25 protein-coding genes are annotated in these 20,562 nt (G+C 43.3%); 8 read left to right on the top strand and 17 right to left on the bottom strand.

The genetic code is table 11. From position 1 onward, the window contains the following. From folP to PHI47_RS06175, 5 genes are read right to left on the bottom strand one after another with little or no spacing between them, the layout of a single operon-like run. The gene (gene folP / locus PHI47_RS06195; protein WP_299935075.1) at nt 1–1,140 is read right to left on the bottom strand and encodes a dihydropteroate synthase; all 1,140 of its coding nucleotides are present in this window, start codon (nt 1,138–1,140) and stop codon (nt 1–3) included. Continuing rightward, on the bottom strand, nt 1,130–1,753 hold the full coding sequence (locus tag PHI47_RS06190) for a DNA polymerase III subunit delta' (RefSeq protein WP_299935072.1): 624 nt from the start codon (nt 1,751–1,753) through the stop codon (nt 1,130–1,132). The genes folP and PHI47_RS06190 overlap by 11 nt, the downstream gene beginning before the upstream one ends. After that, nucleotides 1,740–2,288, bottom strand: a complete 549-nt coding sequence (locus tag PHI47_RS06185; RefSeq protein WP_299935070.1) for a HobA family DNA replication regulator — start codon at nt 2,286–2,288, stop codon at nt 1,740–1,742. The genes PHI47_RS06190 and PHI47_RS06185 overlap by 14 nt, the downstream gene beginning before the upstream one ends. Beyond that, nucleotides 2,289–3,500, bottom strand: coding sequence for an aspartate kinase (locus PHI47_RS06180; RefSeq protein ID WP_299935068.1), 1,212 nt, complete (start codon nt 3,498–3,500; stop codon nt 2,289–2,291). It lies immediately after the preceding gene. Beyond that, nucleotides 3,500–3,970: an RNA pyrophosphohydrolase gene (locus PHI47_RS06175; protein WP_299935065.1), complete on the bottom strand. Its 471-nt coding sequence runs from the start codon at nt 3,968–3,970 to the stop codon at nt 3,500–3,502. Before PHI47_RS06175 ends, PHI47_RS06180 begins: the two co-directional genes overlap by 1 nt. A 69-nt stretch (nt 3,971–4,039) precedes the next feature. On the opposite strand from PHI47_RS06175, the gene hemW reads away from it, so the two are divergent. Genes hemW through PHI47_RS06145 form a run of 6 tightly spaced genes read left to right on the top strand, consistent with a single transcriptional unit; the run spans nt 4,040 to nt 8,981 of the window. Beyond that, nucleotides 4,040–5,101, top strand: a complete 1,062-nt coding sequence (hemW, locus tag PHI47_RS06170; protein ID WP_299935062.1) for a radical SAM family heme chaperone HemW — start codon at nt 4,040–4,042, stop codon at nt 5,099–5,101. 52 nt (nt 5,102–5,153) lie between these two features. Continuing rightward, nucleotides 5,154–5,567, top strand: a complete 414-nt coding sequence (gene tatB / locus PHI47_RS06165) for a Sec-independent protein translocase protein TatB (RefSeq protein ID WP_299935059.1) — start codon at nt 5,154–5,156, stop codon at nt 5,565–5,567. Then, a complete protein-coding gene (tatC, locus tag PHI47_RS06160) occupies nt 5,567–6,349 on the top strand; it encodes a twin-arginine translocase subunit TatC (protein WP_299935056.1) in 783 nt (260 codons plus the stop codon). The genes tatB and tatC overlap by 1 nt, the downstream gene beginning before the upstream one ends. Next, nucleotides 6,342–7,373, top strand: coding sequence for a tRNA preQ1(34) S-adenosylmethionine ribosyltransferase-isomerase QueA (gene queA, locus PHI47_RS06155; protein ID WP_299935053.1), 1,032 nt, complete (start codon nt 6,342–6,344; stop codon nt 7,371–7,373). The genes tatC and queA overlap by 8 nt, the downstream gene beginning before the upstream one ends. Before the next feature lie 51 nt (nt 7,374–7,424). Then, nucleotides 7,425–8,651, top strand: a complete 1,227-nt coding sequence (locus tag PHI47_RS06150) for a molybdopterin-dependent oxidoreductase (protein WP_299935050.1) — start codon at nt 7,425–7,427, stop codon at nt 8,649–8,651. A gap of 9 nt (nt 8,652–8,660) precedes the next feature. After that, nucleotides 8,661–8,981, top strand: coding sequence for a sulfite:cytochrome C oxidoreductase subunit B (locus PHI47_RS06145; RefSeq protein WP_299935047.1), 321 nt, complete (start codon nt 8,661–8,663; stop codon nt 8,979–8,981). A 5-nt stretch (nt 8,982–8,986) separates the two neighbouring features. Here the strand turns inward: PHI47_RS06145 and recQ are convergent, their stop codons facing one another. The 4 genes from recQ to ilvC all read right to left on the bottom strand — a co-directional run bounded on the left by recQ (nt 8,987) and on the right by ilvC (nt 13,794). Beyond that, nucleotides 8,987–10,813, bottom strand: a complete 1,827-nt coding sequence (recQ, locus tag PHI47_RS06140; protein WP_299935044.1) for a DNA helicase RecQ — start codon at nt 10,811–10,813, stop codon at nt 8,987–8,989. A 21-nt stretch (nt 10,814–10,834) separates the two neighbouring features. After that, nucleotides 10,835–11,611: a DNA-processing protein DprA gene (locus PHI47_RS06135; RefSeq protein ID WP_299935042.1), complete on the bottom strand. Its 777-nt coding sequence runs from the start codon at nt 11,609–11,611 to the stop codon at nt 10,835–10,837. A 68-nt stretch (nt 11,612–11,679) separates the two neighbouring features. After that, on the bottom strand, nt 11,680–12,714 hold the full coding sequence (locus PHI47_RS06130) for a divergent polysaccharide deacetylase family protein (protein WP_299935039.1): 1,035 nt from the start codon (nt 12,712–12,714) through the stop codon (nt 11,680–11,682). 57 nt (nt 12,715–12,771) lie between these two features. Then, nucleotides 12,772–13,794 (bottom strand): ketol-acid reductoisomerase, encoded by a 1,023-nt coding sequence (ilvC, locus tag PHI47_RS06125; protein ID WP_299935036.1) that lies wholly within the window; start codon nt 13,792–13,794, stop codon nt 12,772–12,774. Nucleotides 13,795–13,960: 166 nt separating this feature from the next. Between ilvC and PHI47_RS06120 the strand changes: the two genes are divergently transcribed. After that, nucleotides 13,961–14,596, top strand: coding sequence for a hypothetical protein (locus tag PHI47_RS06120; RefSeq protein ID WP_299935033.1), 636 nt, complete (start codon nt 13,961–13,963; stop codon nt 14,594–14,596). Here PHI47_RS06120 and ruvX read toward each other — a convergent pair. The 7 genes from ruvX to rpmH are packed head-to-tail and all read right to left on the bottom strand — an operon-like array spanning nt 14,581 to nt 19,543. Continuing rightward, entirely contained in the window at nt 14,581–14,979 is a 399-nt protein-coding gene (ruvX, locus tag PHI47_RS06115; protein WP_299935353.1) for a Holliday junction resolvase RuvX, read from the bottom strand. The two genes, PHI47_RS06120 and ruvX, sit on opposite strands and share 16 nt — an antisense overlap. Further along, nucleotides 14,979–16,328: a tRNA uridine-5-carboxymethylaminomethyl(34) synthesis GTPase MnmE gene (gene mnmE / locus PHI47_RS06110; RefSeq protein ID WP_299935350.1), complete on the bottom strand. Its 1,350-nt coding sequence runs from the start codon at nt 16,326–16,328 to the stop codon at nt 14,979–14,981. Before mnmE ends, ruvX begins: the two co-directional genes overlap by 1 nt. Continuing rightward, entirely contained in the window at nt 16,322–17,152 is an 831-nt protein-coding gene (locus tag PHI47_RS06105; RefSeq protein WP_299935030.1) for a Jag N-terminal domain-containing protein, read from the bottom strand. The genes mnmE and PHI47_RS06105 overlap by 7 nt, the downstream gene beginning before the upstream one ends. After that, nucleotides 17,139–18,749 (bottom strand): membrane protein insertase YidC, encoded by a 1,611-nt coding sequence (yidC, locus tag PHI47_RS06100; protein ID WP_299935027.1) that lies wholly within the window; start codon nt 18,747–18,749, stop codon nt 17,139–17,141. Before yidC ends, PHI47_RS06105 begins: the two co-directional genes overlap by 14 nt. Continuing rightward, on the bottom strand, nt 18,743–19,075 hold the full coding sequence (yidD, locus tag PHI47_RS06095; protein WP_299935025.1) for a membrane protein insertion efficiency factor YidD: 333 nt from the start codon (nt 19,073–19,075) through the stop codon (nt 18,743–18,745). Before yidD ends, yidC begins: the two co-directional genes overlap by 7 nt. After that, the gene (gene rnpA, locus PHI47_RS06090) at nt 19,053–19,397 is read right to left on the bottom strand and encodes a ribonuclease P protein component (protein ID WP_299935023.1); all 345 of its coding nucleotides are present in this window, start codon (nt 19,395–19,397) and stop codon (nt 19,053–19,055) included. Before rnpA ends, yidD begins: the two co-directional genes overlap by 23 nt. Before the next feature lie 11 nt (nt 19,398–19,408). Further along, complete coding sequence (rpmH, locus tag PHI47_RS06085) at nt 19,409–19,543, bottom strand: 50S ribosomal protein L34 (protein WP_013459438.1); 135 nt, start codon at nt 19,541–19,543, stop codon at nt 19,409–19,411. A gap of 143 nt (nt 19,544–19,686) precedes the next feature. Here rpmH and PHI47_RS06080 point away from each other — a divergent pair, with 143 nt between their 5' ends. After that, complete coding sequence (locus PHI47_RS06080) at nt 19,687–20,211, top strand: hypothetical protein (RefSeq protein ID WP_299935021.1); 525 nt, start codon at nt 19,687–19,689, stop codon at nt 20,209–20,211. Here PHI47_RS06080 and PHI47_RS06075 read toward each other — a convergent pair. Beyond that, nucleotides 20,208–20,561, bottom strand: coding sequence for a hypothetical protein (locus PHI47_RS06075; protein ID WP_299935019.1), 354 nt, complete (start codon nt 20,559–20,561; stop codon nt 20,208–20,210). The genes PHI47_RS06080 and PHI47_RS06075 overlap by 4 nt on opposite strands. Between the last annotated feature and the right edge of the window lies 1 nt (nt 20,562).

Here is a 20,562-nt window from a genome sequence, read left to right as displayed (position 1 = left end):
TCATCCCCTTAGCGCCTTCCATACTCGGATAGCCTGAGCATGTTCTTTCACATCATGAACACGGACAATCGAAGCGCCCTGTTCTATTGCTTTAAGATGAAGGGCCAGTGTGCCGGAAAGACGCTCAGAACTATTTGAAGGTGAAATCGAATTAATCATCGATTTACGGCTTGCTCCAACTAACAGTTTTTTACCAAAACGCAGATAATGGCTCTGGTGGGTAATCAGGGTGAGATTATCTTCTAATCGTTTACCAAATCCAATCCCACAATCCAAAATCACATCTTTAACTCCAAATGATTCCGCTTTAGCAATCCGCTCACTAAAAAAAAGTTCTACATCATGAATGACAGATGAGTAAATCGGATTTTCCTGCATATTCACTGGAGTGCCCTGCATGTGCATAATCACAGCCGTTGCACCGTAGCTGCCACAAAGCCGTGCAACCTCATCATTCGCTAAACCCGTAATATCATTAATAATATGAAATCCTCTTTCTAACGCATACTGAACGACACGAGGCTCATAACTGTCCAGACTAAGACGCGTTTTTTCATAGAATTTTTGCTCATACAATACATCGATAATCGGACGTACCCGCTCAAGTTCCTCTTCCACACTCACCGCAATACTTCCCGGACGGCTCGATACGCCTCCCAGATCAATGATATCGGCACCCTCTTCAATCATCGTCTCGATACGTTCAACCGCACTTGAACCCTGAAACCGGCTGGCGTGATAGAAGCTGTCGTCGTTAGCGTTAAGAATTCCCATAATGGAGATATCGTCATCGTGTTTCAAACGACAAAAACTTTCCAGTTCAATCGAAAGCTGTTTTAGGCCAAACGGTTGGGCCTTCTCTTTTTTCACAAGTTGTTGGAGTTGGCGCTCGGTTGCGATCAAAAGGACATCCACTTGAGGAATCGATGCTGTTACCGTACCTCGCGGAACCGCAACATCGGCACCGATGCTAAGAGCATCTTGCTTGAGGATATTGGCAGCCCCCACATGCAGATCACGGATACGGATCAGATGGAGTGTCCCTTTATCCTCTAAAATCGAAACGCCGCCGCCATCTACACCTAAAGATTTGAGTTCACGATGCAGATTTATAGTGTTTGAGAGTTTTTCAACGACCACGTTTGACCTCTTTGAGAAAATTCATGAGCACCATCACTAATACGCTTTGCAACCGGCTGTTCAGTTCTATCAGGCGGAGTGCTTTATCAAACCCTTCAAGCTGTACTGTTGAAAGAGGGAGCTTCTCGATATGAATCGCCTGATGCATGAGTTGCTCTATCAGTGCTTTGGCTTCATGTTTTTTAAGACGATCATTCTCTTTGACAAAAGCGAATAGCCCTGAAAGGTCAAGTGTTTTGAGGCTAATCGGAAGAGCTTCATGAGTGCGTTGTGTATGTTCTTGGGTAAGGCTAAGCCTGGAACGTACGGTTGGGAGAAACGTGCTTTTGTTAGGCGCGATAAGGATAAAAACGATATTGCGGGGAGGCTCTTCAAGAATTTTTAGAAGGGCATTTTGAGCCGGAACCGTAAAACTTTTGGCTCCAAGGATCAGCGTTTTGGTGTTTTCTTCACTTTTATACGCCTCGGCAATCACCTCTTTGGCATCTTCGATTTTAAAATCGTCTCGCATAAAGGTGACACTGCGAAGGGGGCGTAACGATTCCTCTATTTCTCTGGCTCTCTCTTCTATCTCAGAGGTGATAAGAATTCCGCCCCGTTCATTCGCGAACATTAATCTCCCCGAACAGTACGGCACTGAGTGTTTTATCAAAAAGGCGGTAAAGCTGCAATAGCTTGATATCGATGAGAGGGTCATGCGAACGCAATACTAATGCGTTTTGAAAGCGCTCATCCATAATCCATAACAGCGAGTTCGTACTGCGTTTGGCAATATCTGCGCGACGATCATCACCCTTACCGATGTACCAAAAAAGATATTCACCCTTAAAAGTGATATCAAGCATATCGCTGAGCATATCAATCGACTCGCCACCGCTGACATGATCATAATGGGGATACAACGCATCAATGCAAACAATAGGGATCATCGGACGGTCGGGGGAACGTTTGTTCAATGATGCCGTAATATAGTGCGAAAACCATTTACGGTCATGGTCGGTAATGAGGACGAGACTTTTCCCCCCCATCATCTGATCCATGGCATTAGCAATAGCAGGGGTCCATTCGAAACGCTGTTCTTCGAACCAGCTCATCGATGCCCCCTCGGAGCGAATCGATTCTAATGTCCATTGATCAAAACGGCGCACTTATTGATCCAATGCGTAAGCACTGTGCAACGATCGCACTGCAAGCTCCGCGTATTTTTCGTCGATAACCATCGACACTTTGATTTCCGATGTCGAGATCATCATTATGTTAATGTTTTCACGTGCCATGGTTTGGAACGCTTTTGCCGCTACGCCGGTATGTGATTTCATACCGACACCGACAATGGATACTTTACAAATATTTTCATCGTATGATGCTTCACTGATCTCATCATCGGCGATGAAGGTTTCAACCACTTTTTTGGCATCCAAAAGTTCCGTTTTAGGGACGGTAAAATCCAAATTGGTTTTGCCATCATGACCTGAAGTTTGGATAATCATATCGATATTTACACTGTTGTCGGCCAAACGGGTAAAAATATCCGAAGCAATTCCGGGACGATCGATCACGCCGCTGAGTGATACTCGTGCTTGGTTTTTATCGAGTGCGATACCGCTGACAAGTGGTTTTTCCATAATATTCTCTTCCTTTGTGATAAGTGTCCCTTCCGCATCACTAAAGCTGGAACGGGTTACGAGGTTAACGTTTAATTTTTTAGCCAATTCGACAGAACGGTTTTGGAGCACTTTTGCTCCTAAAGAAGCCAGTTCCAACATCTCATCGTAACTGATTCGATCCATCTTACGTGCTTTCGGCTCGATTCTTGGGTCAGTAGTATAAATACCGTCTACATCGGTATAAATTTCACATAAATCCGCTTCCAATGCTCCCGCAAGGGCAACGGCAGAGAGGTCTGAGCCTCCGCGTCCAAGCGTCGTTACTTGACCACTCTCACTCACACCTTGAAATCCGGCAACTACAACAACTTTACCTGACGAGAGTTCTGAATGCATCGCACTTGGATCGATACTCTCGATTCGAGCTTTCGTATGAATACTATCCGTCACAATCCCTGCGCGGCGGCCACTCATAGAGGTTGCTTTATGTCCCATCGCATTGAGGGCAATCGAAAGAAGCGCCGCCGTTACCCGTTCACCCGAACTAAGCAGCATATCGACTTCACTGCGTTCCGGCGTCGTCGTATAATGTTCCGCATACGCAATCAATTTATTAGTTTCACCGCTCATTGCCGATACGACGACGACAACTTGGTGCCCTTCTTTAAGCGTTTTAGAAACACGGTTGGCGACGTTTTGGATCCGCTCCAAATCGCCGACGCTGGTGCCTCCGAATTTTTGAACAATTAGCATTACAGATACCCCTTGGCTCTAAAATGGGAGATGACACGTTCATAGACCGGTTTTTTAAAATGGGCGATGTGGCCCAATAGCTCATCGATCGCAACAAAACGGTACGCTTTAAATTCAGGGTGCTTGGTATCCAAATCGATTTTTGCCCCTTTTTTCAAACGTACCAAATAATAGCGCTGTTTTTGACCTGCATACGGAGCCATTTTTGCTGCGACATGAGGAGGAAAGTCATACGCGATCCATTCAGGATACTCGGCAATGATCTCTACTTTTTTAGTACCGATCTCTTCCTCAAGTTCCCTAAAAAGCGCTTCTTCACTCGATTCGCCTTCATCAATTCCCCCTTGAGGAAACTGCCAAACCCCCACCAAATCATTACGTTCGGCGATAAAAATATCTTTCGTCTCGGGATACTCGGGAGAAACAATAATCGCCGCCACATTCGGTCGGTAGAACTTTTTTTCGGTCATTCACCATCTTTTAGTGTATTTTGGATGGGTATTGTAAACTATTCGCTATTAAAAATACTATAATCTCATATGCTTTTATATATTCACATCCCTTTTTGCGATAGCAAATGCTCCTACTGTGCGTTTAATTCTTATGTTGATAAATTTTCCCTGCGCGAAGCGTATATGAATGCCCTTATCCTACAGCTCAAAACAGAGTTGCTCCGTTTTAATGTAAGCGCAAGCAACCCTATTGAAACAGTATTTATAGGAGGAGGCACTCCTTCTACAGTAGAGCCCTCGCTTTATCGACCGCTTTTTGAGATGATCGACCCTTATTTAGCCCGTAACTGTGAGATTACTTCCGAAGCCAATCCCAACAGTGCCACCCGTTCATGGCTGGAGGGAATGTATGAATTGGGAGTTAACCGTCTGAGCTTCGGTGTTCAAAGCTTCAACAATGAAAAATTAAAGATTCTAGGACGCGCTCACCACACCCAGCATGCCCTCGAAGCAATCCGTACCGCTTCCGCTATCGGATACAAACATCTCAGTGTTGATTTAATCTATGGTGTACAAGGTGATACAAAAGCCCTTTTAAAAGCGGATGTAACCCAAGCACTTGCCCTTCCCATCGATCATATCAGTCTCTATGCCCTCACTATCGAAGAGGAGACGGCGTTCGAAAAAACACCCGAAATGGCAAATGAGGAGTTAGAACTGACCCGATGGCTATTTCGTGAAATCACTTCTCACGGATTTGATCAGTATGAAATTTCCAATTTCGGTAAATACCGCTCACACCACAATATCGGATATTGGGAGCATAAACCCTACATAGGGCTGGGAGCCGGCGCTGTCGGATTTTTAGAAAATTGCCGTTATTATCCGATAACAAGTGTCGAACACTACATCCAAACCCCCTGTGAAATTAGGCTCGAGGAGATTGAAGCGGAAGCACTTTTAAGTGAAAAACTCTTTTTAGGCTTTCGCAGCTGTGTCGGTGTTGAGGTAAAACATCTCAATCCTAAACAAAAGAGACAAGCCGAACTTCTTTGCCATGAGAAAATGCTCACCTGCCATAATGAGCGCTATTTTAATCCCGATTTTCTTCTGGCCGATGAAATCGCATTGAGAGTAGAAGGGTTTTAAACTTTATTTGGATAAAATCCCTCCTTATCACATCAAGAAGTAGGCACTTATTATGTTTGGAATGGGTTTAGGTGAAATTTTTCTTATCGCTATTATTGCGATATTGTTTTTAGGACCGGAAAAGCTCCCCAGTACAATGGTCGAAATCGCTAAATTTTTTCGAAGCGTCAAAAGTACGGTCAACACAGCACGTGCAACCATTGAAGAGGAGATGAAACTCTCCGAACTCAAAGAAGAGGTACTCAATTATAAAAATGAGCTCACAAATGCCAGTTCGGAATTGGAACGTATGACCAATGTCACTGAAATCGGTGCCGAACTGACCGGAATTAAAAGTGAACTTGATTTTAATACCATTGCCCCTTCCGCACCATCAGCGCCTAAAGAACCTGAGGTAGTCACTTTTGCGCCAAAGCCAAAAGAGATTAAAACAATAGAAACCAAAACTACCCTAGAGAATGCCTAATGTTTGATGATTTACGTCCCCATTTAGTCGAGCTTCGTAAACGCCTCGGCATCAGCGTTGCAACTGTTATTATTATGTTTTTTGTTATGTGGAATTTTCATGATGACATACTCGCATGGATTACTCAACCGCTTATTGACGCATTAACCGTAGCTGCTAAAATCTCTCCGAAAGCCGCTAAGGGTATGCTGGTTACCAAAGAGCTGTCCGAAGCCTTTTTTGTTGCGATGAAAGTTTCCTTTTTTGCCGGTCTGATCGTCTCACTCCCTGTTATACTCGCACAGATATGGCTTTTTATCGCACCGGGGCTTTATGCCAATGAAAAAAAGATGATTATCCCTATCGTTGCAGGGGGAACAATCATGTTCCTCATAGGTGGGGCATTTGCGTACTATTTTGTCACTCCGCTAGGATTTGCTTTTTTCATCGAATTCGGAAGTGCTTCGTTCGTCCCTATGTACAACATCAGTGAATATGTTGATTTTTTCACCAAAATAATATTGGGATTCGGTTTGGCATTTGAGCTTCCCGTCTTTTGTTATTTTCTCGCCCTCTTGGGTCTGATTGATGATCGAATGATGACCGGCTTTTTCCGCTATGCGATTGTTCTGATTTTCATCATTGCCGCTGTCTTAACCCCGCCGGATGTTCTCAGCCAAATCATGATGGCAGTACCGTTGATTCTTCTATATGGTATCTCTATTTTGATCGTTAAAGCAGTCAATCCAGCCCCTAAAGAAGATCCTTACATCGAAGAAGACGAAGAAGAGACCATTGACTGAACCACTCGACCCTCTTCTAACCGAAAGCTATGATTACCAACTCCCCGAGGGTCTCATAGCAACCCATCCGGCCTATCCAAGAGACCATGCACGACTTCTCGTCTATAATCGCTGTGATAAAACGATCACTCATGCCCGTTTTGATGCTCTTGAATCCTTTTTACCCGAAAGCTGCGGAATTATTTTCAATGATACCAAAGTCATCAAAGCACGGCTTTACGGGAAAAAAGAGAGTGGAGGAGCAATTGAGCTCCTTATCAATCGCCCCCATGATGCCCATACCATCAATGTCTATATCAAAGGACGGGTAAAAGAGTCTACCCTGTTACACTTCGATGATAATCTTAGTGCCCGAGTTATTGCATTATCTGAAGACGGTAGCCGTGAAGTCAACTTTTATTCCCATGACACCCTTATCCGATTTGAAGATCTCCTACCCATTCTAGAAAAGATCGGGCATATCCCACTCCCCCCTTATCTAGGACGTGAAGATGACTCCGAAGATGAGCGCGAGTACCAAAGCGTCTTTGCACACCACGAAGGTGCCGTTGCCGCACCGACAGCCTCTTTGCATTTTACCGATGAGCTATTTGAGTCGGTTTGTTCACAGCATCCACATGCTTTTGTAACCCTACATGTAGGTTCTGGAACCTTTAAACCCGTCGAAGCAAAGATCATTACCGACCATCCAATGCACTCGGAATATTTTAATATCTCACCCTCGGCACATGACCTTATCCACAGCGACATCCCCTTGCTATCCATCGGAACAACCTCGACGCGTACAGTCGAATACCATGTTCGTCACGATGCAAAAAGTGGAGAGGCAAACCTCTTTTTACACCCGAATAATCCCCCAAAACGTATCAATCATCTCCTCACCAATTTCCATCTTCCCCAGTCGACACTTCTGATGCTTGTTGCCTCATTTGTAGGACTCGAAGAAACGCACCGAATTTATCAAGAGGCGATAGATGAAAAATACCGCTTTTTTTCCTACGGTGATGCAATGCTTATACTCTAAATCATTCCAGATTATGATAAAATAGTGATATTATAATCGAAGGCAGATCGTATGAGATATCTTAACCGCAGACATTTTTTAGGTGCCGGCTTACTCCTTGGGGCGACAAGCCTTCTTGGAAAAGAGACACCGTCAAAACCTATTGCCATTCCACAAGAATTTACAACGCCCATTATTGCATTTCCGGAAAAAAAGCCAATGGTCACGATTTCCGACCGTCCTCCGTTGCTTAAGTCCTCAAAAGGACGTGATATTTTTACCCAAGCTATCACTCCGAATGATGAATTTTTCGTCCGTTGGCATCTTCCGGATATCCCGACTCACATCGATTTGAATGAGTTTCGTCTGGAGGTAAAAGGATCAGTCAATACCCCTCTTTCCCTCAGTGTTGATGATTTAAAATCTAAATTTGAACCTGCAGAGATTACTGCAGTCTTGCAGTGTGGCGGTAACAGCCGCAAATATTATGCAGTTACCGGACAAGCAACCCATGGTGTCCAATGGGACCATGGCGCAATGGGCTGTGCCGTATGGAAAGGGGTACGACTCAAAGACATTTTGAACCGTGCCGGAGTCAAAGAAAGCGCTTCATGGGTTGGCCTTAACGGTTTAGAAAAACCGGCGATGGAGGAGACTCCTGACTTTTTCCGTGAAATGGAGATCAAAGAAGCACTTGAGGATCAAATCATCGTTGCCTATTCCATGAACGGCGAAGATCTCCCCTATCTCAACGGTTTCCCGATCCGTCTCGTCATTCCGGGACACTTCTCGGACAGCTGGGTAAAAATGCTAAGTGAGATTATGGTTATGGATACCTACCGTACAAGCTTCTTTATGGACGTAGCCTACACCGTACCGGATAACGATTGCGAATGTGTCGTTTCAGGAAGCGATTTTGAATACAAACGTAAACCCATAGCTGCCATGAAAGTCAAATCGGTCATTGGTTATCCATCTTCCAATACCGTAATCAAAAAAAGCTCCAAAGTAAAAATTGCAGGTGTAGCCTTCGATCAGGGTAAAGGGATCAAAGAAGTTATGATTTCTCTCGATGGCGGTAAAAGCTGGAGTGCGGCAAAACTGGGTCAAGATTACGGCAAATTTGCCTTCCGGCCATGGAGTTTTGAATGGGAAACCAAAACAAAAGGTAATTTTACGATTATGGCACGTGCTATCAACCGTATCGGCAATATTCAGCCACTTGCGGATGAGATCGGTTGGAATGCCGGCGGATATCAATACAACGCTGTTGATAGCGTTAATGTGAAAATTGTATAAGGTTCAAAAATGAAAAAATTACTAATACTCAGCGCATTTTTGGCTGCTACCGCATTCGCTCAAGTTGATAAACCGATTGAGATGCCTTACGTTGATTATCCAATGGTACAAGGTGACCATGATGAAGTAGCACAGCAATACTGCCTTATCTGCCACTCATGGGGATACATTCTTAATCAAGGTAAAAAAAGCCGTCCCTATTGGACAGGAACCGTTCAAAAAATGGTTAATGAGTTCAAAGCCCCGATAGGAAAAGAAGATCAACAAACCATCATCAATTATCTCGTAAAACACTACGGATATGAGGCAACATCAGGACAAGGGCATTAAGCCCTTCACCCCTTAGCCCTCGACAACTCTCTGCAAACCTCCAAAAACTGTTCTCCGTATTTATCATACTTCACCATACCGATACCGGAAATCGCTAACATATCCTCTTTCATTTTTGGCATTTTGTGTGACATTTCAAGTAAGGTTTTATCGCTAAAGATAACATATGCAGGAACTTTTTCCTCGCGTGCCAAATGCGATCTCAGAACCCTGAGTGTCTCAAATTCAGGACTGTGTATCTCATTATTAAGCGATGTTTCCGATTTAATCGGTGATTTTGGCGGATTGAGTGTTGTTTCTTTGATACTAACTTTTTGCTCCCCTTTTAAAATAGCAACCCCCTTTTCAGTAATTTTTAACACTCCGAAATCGGCTTGAAAAAGTGCTTCTATCTCTATAAGTCGATTGGCAATAGTAAGCCACTCTTGTTTAGAGCGATCTCGACCGATGCCATAGACACTGAGAAGATTGTGTTGCGTACTCAAAACTTTTTGAGATTCAGATCCACGTAGTACATCGATAACATAATGGGAACCAAAACTTTGTGCTGTTTTATGAACCGTAGATAAAAACTTTTGTCCTTCAACGGAAATATCAGTGATCTGAAAACTGCCCGCTTCAAGACAATTATCACATACTCCCTTACAATCATCGATTTTATCTCCGAAATAGGCTGCTATCCCTTTATGACGGCACACCTCTCCACTCGCAAATCGGATGGAATCATTCAATTGTTGCAGGGCAACACGTTTATACTCATCGCTCCCGTCATTTTTTTCAATCAACGACTTTCGATTGACCACATCTGACATGGAGTAAAGTAATAGTGTCTGCGCTTCCAGTCCGTCTCTTCCGGCACGACCAATTTCTTGATAGTAATTTTCGATCGATTTGGGCATTGAAGTGTGAATAACAAAGCGGATGTTACTCTTATCAATTCCCATACCAAATGCTACAGTCGCGACTACTACCTGAAGAGAATCGTCCATAAACGCTTTATGAACAGAAGTCCTCTCATCTATGCTCATTCCGGCATGATACGCACGCGAAATAACCCCATTAACATTTAGAAATCGGGATATCTCTTCCGTCTCTTTGCGTGAAAAGGCATATACTATGCCACTTTCCCCTTGTTTTTGCCGAATAAGCGCCAATAACTGCTTTTGCCCATTTCCCTCTCTGTTTTTTGCCCTAATCGTAATATTGCTTCGAAAAGCAACTGCTTTGATCAGTTCCGGATCATTCAAATGGAGTTGGTTGATAATATCCGATTTAACTTTTTGTGTTGCCGTAGCGGTAAAAGCTGCTATGGAAACATGAGGGAATGTACTGCGGATGGAACTGAGCTTTCGGTAATCATCTCTAAATTCGTGCCCCCACTCACTGATACAGTGCGCCTCATCGATAACAAAGGTACTGATCTTCAAGTGTTGTAAAAATTCGATGAACCCTCTTGCTGCCATTCTCTCCGGTGAAACATACAAAAGTTTAATCTTTTGTTCCATCAGTTCTCTTTGGATACGTTGTACTTCTGCTTCACTTTGCATCGAGGAGAGCGATTCGGCTTTTACTCCCATCACTTTGAGTGCAGAGACTTGATCGTACATCAATGCCAAAAGAGGAGAAACAACAATAGTCACCCCCTCTTTCATAATGGCAGGCAATTGATAACAAAGCGATTTTCCCCCTCCGGTAGGAAGCAGCATTAGCGTATCTTTATTATCGATAATACTTTGAACCGCTAACGCTTGATGTTCTCTGAATTCGCTAAAACCGAATACCTCTTTCAGTGTTGCGTGAAGGCGACGATCATCCGTGGAATTATCTATCATAAGACTCTTTCATTATTTTTCTCATACTACAGCCACTCTTCCGTTTCGTACTTCAATGATGCCGCTTAACTCAGCTTCAAAAATATCACTCGGAAATTTCCCAACTACCTCTTCATAGGTTGGGTTATTACGACAATAGGCGATAAAGGGTGTATCATCGATTGCGTTACGCCCTTTTTGACTCATAAGGGCAACAAACGTGTCAATATCATCTATAGCAGTCGCTTTCCCATCACTCAAAAGCTGCCGCGTTGCAGTACTTTCTCGAAGACGATGTGGAAGAACATAGATCTCTTTGCCCATTGATAAAGCATATTCAACACTCCGCATACTCCCACTACCGATATCGGCTTCAGTCACTATCAGTGCATCGCCTAGGGCTACTACAATTTCGTTTCGTACCACGAAGCTCCATTCACGTGCCGAAAAATCTGGTTCAAACGGAGTCATAGTAAGGCCATATTGTTCAATCGCCTCAATCAGCGAAGCATTGGCAGCAGGATAACGTATATCAATACCACAAGGCAATATCGCTATCGTATTTTCCGATCCCGCCCCCTGATGAGCTATTGCATCTACCCCTGCGGCCGCGCCGCTGACTACCACCATTCCGGAAAGGGATAATTTTTTAGAAAGTTCATATGTCGTTGCACGGGTATATGGGTTAGGCCGACGCGTTCCGACGATCGATATTTTAGGGCGATCAAGCAGCCTCGAATCACCCCGATAATAAAGTTTTTCAGGATAACGCTTCATACAGGTGAGTTCGGGGATGAGAAAAGGAATTTCGTTGTTCATGTCCATTCTTTATGATAATACATAACGATAGCAAAAAATGAGAGAAAAATAAAATATCTGACAATTTGTCAGATTTGATCAATTCCGACCAGTTGTACCTCTTTTAAGATTTCTTTCGATTCTTTAAGTGCTTGAATCGTATCGACTCTGGGGTGTCCAATCGCAATAGCGGTTCCGTAGCGTTTTGCTTTTGCTACCGCCTCTTTGATCTGTTTTTTGACATTTGCCACACCATCTTTATCGTCTAAAAAGACATCTCGTACCAAATAACGCATTCCATATTTACCCGTCGTCTCTCGCCCTTTACTCGTAGCAATCGTACGGCTGTCTACAAATTGCAATCCCTCTTTTTGCATGATTCGGATCAATCTATCCATCGCAACCGGATCAGACGTAAACTTTGAACCTGTATGATTGTTCATATAATGAGCATTAGGAAAAAGCTGCTTTAGTGCATTGAGCCGTTGTTCGATCTCCTCTTCTGTACTACCTATCCGCAAGGTATTTGGTTCTTCATCCTGAAAAGCAACCGCTTCCAAAGGTAAATGCACCATATACATACGATGTTGTTTCGCCAATATCGCCGAATCGGGATGACGTGAGCTTGGAGGGAGGAAAGACATGACCAATGGTAATCCCGTTGATTGGATTGCCTTAACATCATGTGCATACGATACGTCATCCATTATAATGACCAATTTGGCTTCTGTTCCAGCAGGACGAAGAGGTCGCTTTTCCGGCGGTGGCGGTGGAATTTTTTTATCGTTGGGCGCATATTCATGCTGAGGATTAACCTCTTCATGGATTTTCTCACGTCTTAATAAATCTTCGAGTTCTTTTTTAAGACGGCGGATTTCATTTGCTTGTGTCACATTTTGAGGTTTTATAACCGGAAGGTTGTTTTCATCGATAGTTGCAATTTGCTGAATCTGTGCAACCAGTTTTTCCGTCTGCATACGTTCAGCGGCAAGTTCGTTTTCAGCCTGATGAAATCCGATAAAATAGCCGACTAATACTGCAGTAAAAATTAGAAGAAGTGCCGTAAGCCCAAAAAGAAACCATTTTAAAAAGGGAGATTTGGAAGATCGAGGTCGTTTACTCATTCTAGAAAGAACCTCTTGTTTGGAAGTTTTCAGAGCGTCATGCTCTGAAAGGGAAAATTAGTTTGTGCTTTGGTTAACGATTTTATTTTTAGAAATCCATGGCATCATCGCACGAAGGCTTACACCCGTACGTTCGATCAAAGATGCTTTTGCATTTGTACGTTCAGCGTTCATACGTGGATAACCCGCTTGACCTTCAAGGATGAAATCTTTTGCAAAACGGCCGTCTTGGATCTCTTTAAGGATCTCTTTCATGGCCGCTTTTGATTGTTCATTGATAACACGTTTACCGCTTACGTAGTCACCGTATTCCGCTGTGTTGGAGATAGAGTAACGCATATCCGCAATTCCACCCTCAAACATCAAGTCAACGATGAGTTTAAGTTCGTGAAGACACTCGAAATAAGCAAGCTCAGGTGCGTAACCCGCTTCTGTCAATGTTTCAAATCCCGCTTGAACGAGAGATACTGCACCGCCGCAAAGAACCGCTTGTTCTCCGAAAAGGTCTGTTTCTGTTTCGTCTTTAAACGTTGTTTCGATGATCGCTGTACGTCCGCCACCGATAGCCGATGCGTATGAAAGAGCCAAGTCTTTCGTTGTACCGCTCGGATTTTGTCCTACTGCGATCAAATCGGGAATCCCGCCGCCGCGAACAAATTCAGAACGTACGGTATGACCTGGTGCTTTAGGAGCGATCATTGTTACGTTGATATCGCTTGCCGGTTTAATACGTCCGTAGTGGATGCTGAAACCATGACCGAATGCGATCGTTGCACCTGATTTTAGGTTTGGAGCGATTTCGTTTTTATAGATTTCTGCTTGATTCTCATCCGGAAGAAGGATCATAACAACGTCAGCGTATGCAGAAGCTTCTGCTACTGTCATAACTTTGAACCCTTTAGCTTCCGCTTTGCCCCATGAGCTACCCTCTTTGCGAAGACCGATAACAACTTCAACACCGCTATCACGAAGGTTTTCCGCGTGTGCATGACCTTGTGATCCAAAACCGATCATTGCCACTTTTTTGCTTTTGATTAATTCGATATTACAATCTTTATCGTAGTAGACGTTCAATGCCATACAGGTATCCTTGGAGTAAGCTCATAGGCTTAAAATTTGGCGAATTATACCCCACTTTTGCATAAAAATATATTAGCGTACCCTTATACCGTTATGCTAAATCGTTCACTAAGGGTGTCTAAACGATCCCATGCTACAATTCACCCAAAAAAGAATGGGGATTTTTATGAAAAAATTTAACCTTTTTAAAGAGATTATTATTGTTACCAAAGATGATTTTTTACGTGCCGCCAATTCGGCAAAACGGTTTGCTATCAGCTATAACGGTGAAATCGTGTATGAACCCTTCCCTGCAACGTTCATCTCGATTTTTGAAGGCTCAATCCCCCCTCTCTCACCGCTTGCAACTAATCTCGCCCGTCCGATCAGTTCAATGCTCGGTGATAACTACCGTATTGTCGAAGATGACGATCGTATTTTGATCAAAGCCTCCGGTGCATGGCAAAACATTATCGGATATAACCAAAAACGCGCACTCTACGATGATACAACAGGTGATGGAATCGCCGAATTCTCGGATAAAACACTGGAAGATATCGGATGGCATGCAACCGAATTTAATATCGGTTATCGTGAGATTGTTGAACAGTTTGAAGTACAATGTGATGGGATTTTACTCTGTATTGAGCAAGAAGAGCCGTATCAGTTCAGCGGATTGGGATTTGTATTTGATATCGAGCGTGCAAGAAAGATCGGGTTTGATTATTGTGTAACGGCCATACAAAAGAAACTGGCAAATGATGAAGATTTTGCCATCCTAACCGACGATGAAGCAGAAGCCAAAGATTATTTCTTAAGCTGATCGAGATACCGTTCTAAAATAATCTTCGCCGAAAGAGAGTCGATACGACCGTCCCGTTTGTAGCGGATTTCACCCTTCATCAGCGCTTCCGCTTCTTGGGAGCTGTGAGATTCGTCTTGGTAGGCGATTTCGCCACTGAATTCAACGAGGTTCATAAAATGCGCTACACGACGTCGCATCTCATCCTCGGTCGTGCTTCCCATCGGGATACCAACCACAACCGTTGTTGCTTCATATTCGTTTAACACTTTTTTGACATCGTTGGCGGCTTGGTTACGGTTTTTGCGCTCTACCGCCGGAAGCGGTGTGACGATTCCCGATCCCGCACTCAGTGCTAATCCGATCCGTTTTAAGCCTAAGTCGATTGCGATAATAGTTCCCATCATTTCCCCAAACAAAACTGTCCGAACATTTTGTCGAACATCTCATCGAGTTCATACGGACGGCTGATTGAAGCGACAGCTCGGATCGCGGCATTGATGTGAAAGGAGAAAAACTCTAATTCACCATCACGAAGAGGCTCATACGCTTCATCGATAGAGAGAACGGCTTTCTCGGTTGCACTGATCTGACGTTGAGAGATCAACATCATCTCCTCACCGTCGTTTTCATAATCCATGAGAGAACTCAAAGTAGTAATCAACGATTGCATTTCCTGTTTACAACTCAACCGTATCGGAGCGTATTCACTAATCACGGTTGATTCAAAACATTCCGGCAAATCCGATTTGTTCAAAATGCAGATAAACGGTTTCTCTTCGCGGTAACGTTCGATCAAATCGATAATAGCACGATCTTCTCCATCGATCTCACGCGAAGAATCAAACAGAGCAATCACCACATCGGCATTTTCAATAGCTGAAATGGAGCGCTCTATCCCGATTCGTTCAATCTCATCGTGAGCGTTACGTATCCCCGCCGTATCGACCAAACGGATCAGATGAGTACCAATACGTACCTGTTCTTCGATCGTGTCACGGGTAGTACCTGCAATGTCGCTGACTATGGCACGTTCATAATCAAGTAACGCGTTAAGAAGGGAACTTTTCCCGACATTGGGTTTACCGATGATAGCAACCCGAAATCCCTGCATCAATCCACTGCGTCGTCGGCTTGATTCGAGGGTACGAGAGAGGGTATGTTTTATCTTTTCCAGCTTCACTTCGATCTGCTCTACGACATCTTGAGGCAAATCCTCTTCAGCATAATCGATCACCACTTCTGAGTACGCCAAGATTTCAAGAAGCGAATCACGAATTCCCTCGATATAACCGCGCAATTCTCCCTTCATCTGACGGGCTAAAATTCGTGCGGCATCGTCGCTTTTGGCTTCGATCAATGCTGCAGTTGCTTCGGCTTGGGTCAGATCGAGGCGCCCGTTTAAAAAAGCCCGTTTACTGAATTCACCCGGTTCAGCTAAACGTGCCCCTTCAAAAAGAACAGCACGTAACAGCGACTCGGCTACGACATAACCGCCGTGACATTGGAATTCAACAACCTCTTCACCAGTAAAACTTCGCGGTGATTGGAAATAGATCACGATCGCTTCATCGATGAGTGTCCCGTCATTATGATGCAAAGAAGTTAATGTTGCATGACGTGGCTGAAGCTCTGTTTTTTGGGTAAGTTTTAAAGCAATTGAGTGAGAACGATCCCCGCTAAGACGGAGAATCGAGATAGAACCGACACCGTTAGCGGTGGCGATAGCGGCAATCGTGTCGTTCATCAATATTCGTGATAGCTGTTAATGACGATAAATTTGCCGCCATCACGGGTAGAACGGATAGCCACATAACGATCAGGATAACGATCACGGAGCTGTTTAAGGGCTATTTGGACTAGTACACCATCCAAGACTTTCGTCTGTGCGCGTCCCTCTTGATCGATGATATCACACACATTGATCAAATAACGGGAAATCGACTCTTCCTGATTTTTCAAAAATTCTGCGATTTCAAGACGCAACTGCATCCCGTAAACTGCATTGATCCAATTGAACAACATATAGGAGAGTGCTTTGTAACGATACCCCTCTTTGCCAATCATCAATGCAGCATCAGCACCGGTGAACTCGACCAGCAAGGTATTCTCATCGTAAACACTGACGTCGATATCATTGATATCAAAACAAATATCTTTAAAAAGGATATTGATCTGTTCTTTGACTTCATCGGCACACTCTTGGGCAGAGAGTTCATAAAAATCACCCTCCATCTCCCCAGCTTCTTCAAAATCATCCGCTTGCTCGTAAAATTCATCTCCTAAAACCAATTCTTCAGGTTCAATCGATGATGGTGCAACAATCGCAACATCGTCTTCAGCAACAAAAGATTCATCACTTTCTATTGCAGGTGCAGCTGTTGTAGCAGATGCAGGAATATTGACATTTGCATGAGGAAGATTGGCAATAATGATTGCCGATTTTTTAAAGAGCCCCAATACCCCTTTGGAAGGGAATTGGACAATCTCCACTTGAAGTAGGGTTACAGAACACCCAAACTCAGCGGCCGCTTTGGCATATGCCAGTTCTAAGGTAGGTGCTTCAATCTTTTTCATGATGCTTTTCCGCAAGATGAGTTTCATGACGCATTGCACGCGCCGCTTCAAACTGTTTATTAACCATAAACTGCTGTGCGATCGAGAAAATATTATTCACAAACCAGTACAACACAAGCCCAGCTGGGAATGTGAAGAAGAAGAACGTGAAAATAACCGGCAAGAATTTAAAGATTTTCTCCTGCAATGGATCGGTGAAATTGCTCGGAGTAATTTTTTGTTGATAATACATCGTTGCACCCATCAAAATAGGGAGAATGTAATACGGATCCATACGGGATAGATCAGTTACCCACAGTACCCACGGAGCACCTTGCAGTTCAACTGCGTTAAGAAGAACTCGATAGATTGCAAAAAAGACTGGAATTTGTAATACAAGTGGTAAACACCCGCCCAATGGATTAGCTCCATGTTTTTTATACATCTCCATGACCGCAGCATTCATACGTGCCGGATCCCCTTTATATTTTTCCTGAACTTCTTTGATTCGTGGAGCAATCTCTTTAATTTTCTGCATCGAAACCATCCCTTTGTGAGTCAAAGGGTAGAGAAATACACGAATTAAAATGGTTAATGCAATGATTGACCAACCCCAGTTTCCGATCATTCCATGCAACCACATTAAGATTTTAAAAATCGGAGCGGCAACAAACGTAAACCAGCCGTATTCGATTGCATTGACCAAAACAGGATTGATTGCTTCAAGTGTTTTATACTCTTTAGGACCGATATACCCGTTAAAGGTAAAGTTAGTATTCCCTTCCAAATAAGTAACCGCATTGCTTTTGGCATCACGTTCAATCGTCACTTGGGTCGATTTGTCAAATCCGTACATCATACTTGCATAATATTGATCAAATGCAGAAACGAAATGGACATCGGTAAAAAGTGATTGTCCTTCAACATCGCCGTCTTTGAAAATTGTCGTAAGTTTATCTCCGGAGTAGACCATCCCACCGACAACGGTCATCATCTGCTCTATAATTTGCGGATGTTGCCCGAGGTAAACGAAATAACGTTTTTCATTGGAGAGCGCTATTTTTGCATCATAATGGCCGTCTGCGTAAAACGTCAATGTTTTTGTAACAGTCAATTCCGGAAGGTTTTGTGTCAATACAACGGTTGATTTACCGTTCTCACCTAAAGCGATATTACTCGCATCACTCGTATAAGGGACTTTTGCCGCTGCTTCATTCAATGCTTGATCGGCAAATCGGATTTGAATCGGTTTGGCACCTTCCGGCGCAACCAATTCGGATAATTTACCGTCTTTTCCATTATGTTTTTTATCACTCAGGATGACCGATCCAATCCGTCCAAGAGTATCAATTTTGAGGGTGAACTCTTTTGCAGAAACTGTGGTAAGCGTATCGGTTTTCGTTGTTTTCATCTCTGTAGCAGCCGCAGGGGTACTATCAGATTGTTTTGTCACTACAGCACTCTGTGATACGCTTTCTTTTACTGTGTTTGCTTTAGTAACATTGGATTCGTTAACAGATGATTTTGGTGGAACGAGCGTGGTATAACCTATAAAAAAGGCAAAAGATAAAGCGACGGCAACGATGAGTCGCTGATTGGGAGTAAACTTTTCTAGCACTGTGACCCTTTAAACTTAAAATTTTTGATCAGAAAATAATTCTGTTGATATGGAACAAACCAGTATTTTATCGTATTTATGGAGAGTTCGGAGGGTTTTATCATCGGTTTGCCGATAATCGGATAATCGATACCGCCGGAAAAAAGCTGATTGCACCGTAAAATTCGTAAAAAAGTGGATAAGAATGCGCGTGGGAGGGTATTACGCTCAAACTGCCATAGAGCATATTCGGAGCATGAAGGATAGTGACGACACGCACCGCGTGTCACCAAAGAGAAAGAGTGCCGATAAAGCCACAGGAGCTTAAGAAAGAAGATTCTTATCATCACCTGATCCAGTCATGGCACCCGTCCGTTTTAAAACATATTTGCAGTCGCGTCGCACTGTATCGAAAGAGTTGTCAAATAACCCTTTCTTGGCGACAAAAACGTACCATCCGTCTTGTGCATTGGGTGAAAACTCGTTAAAAAGAGCCCGAAGACGTCTTTTACACCGATTTCTCACTACTGCATTTCCGACTTTTTTACTGGCCGTATATCCAACTTTTTTTTCTCCCGCTAAGGGGAGATAAAACAACGCGATTGAAGTGCTGTGCGCATTTTTCCCGCGTTGATAAACACGCTGAAACTCACTGTGGAGCTTTAGCATCGAGAAGCTATTTAGACAGCCAATCGTTTTCTACCCTTAGCACGACGAGCGTTCAATACTCGACGGCCGTTTTTTGTCGCCATACGTGCACGGAAACCGTGGGTACGTTTACGTGGCGTATTATGCGGTTGGTATGTTCTTTTCATAAGCCATTCCCTTTAGAAATTTTTAGCACGCAATAATAGACAATTTTTACTTAAAGGTCGGTTAAGCTTCGTAAAAGCTTGTTAAAACAATCTCGAAAATGTCCGATATTGTCACTAACATACTAAACTGCAAAGGTGCAATTATGATTAGTACATCCTCACTTGATGCATACCGTTCTCATGAACTGAATATTCAAATGAAAACGAGCAGCGGCGATACTCTTTCGCTCAATTTTGAAAATTCCCAGTCACTTTCTCTCAGTGAGAAAACAACCGATACAACCAAAGAACAATCGTTTTCTTTTTCTTCATTGCAGGCATTTTCATTCAACCTCGACAGTAATGGCATCAGTGAACAAGATCAGAAAGAGATCAACGCATTTATGAAAAAAGCACAACCCTATATCGATAAATTCATGAAAGAGCTTGAAGATCAAAACCAAACTTCACCAATCAATAAAGTGGCGTCGGATGTGACAAAACTTATAGGTAATCTGAAAAACAGTGATGAAAATGTCAAAAATTATGCGAAAAAAGGGGTAGTTGATCTCTTTGATAACGCAGTCAAAGAGACAAAAAGCACTGAAAAAATGATCGATGAGGCTCAAAAATTGATGCAAAAAATCATTGACGGATTCGATAAACTTTTCGAGCCTATTTACGCTTAAGGCTTCAAAAAGTCCCTGAGAATCATCTGATTTGATTGCCCTTTTGGCCCCAAATCAATTGGGATGGAGGGTTTGAGTTTCATATGACAATCACGACATTCACGTATTACTGCATGTTCGGCAACCCTTGCCCCCTCAATCTTCGCAATCGGATGACAGGCGAAACAGTCACTTCCGCAATCACCCATTTTAGCAGGGTCGGCACTGTGACATTTGATGCACGTCGTCATCGGTTTGTGCCGTTTATCGGTATCGATATTTTTAAGCAATGCAGGATGGCAAGTCATACAATCTCCCGTACATCCCCATAGCGGTAACAATAATATAAAGAGTAATGCAATCGTTTTCATA

Source organism: Sulfuricurvum sp., assembly GCF_028713855.1.
GTDB lineage: Bacteria > Campylobacterota > Campylobacteria > Campylobacterales > Sulfurimonadaceae > Sulfuricurvum.
This window is presented reverse-complemented; position numbering and strand designations above follow the sequence as displayed.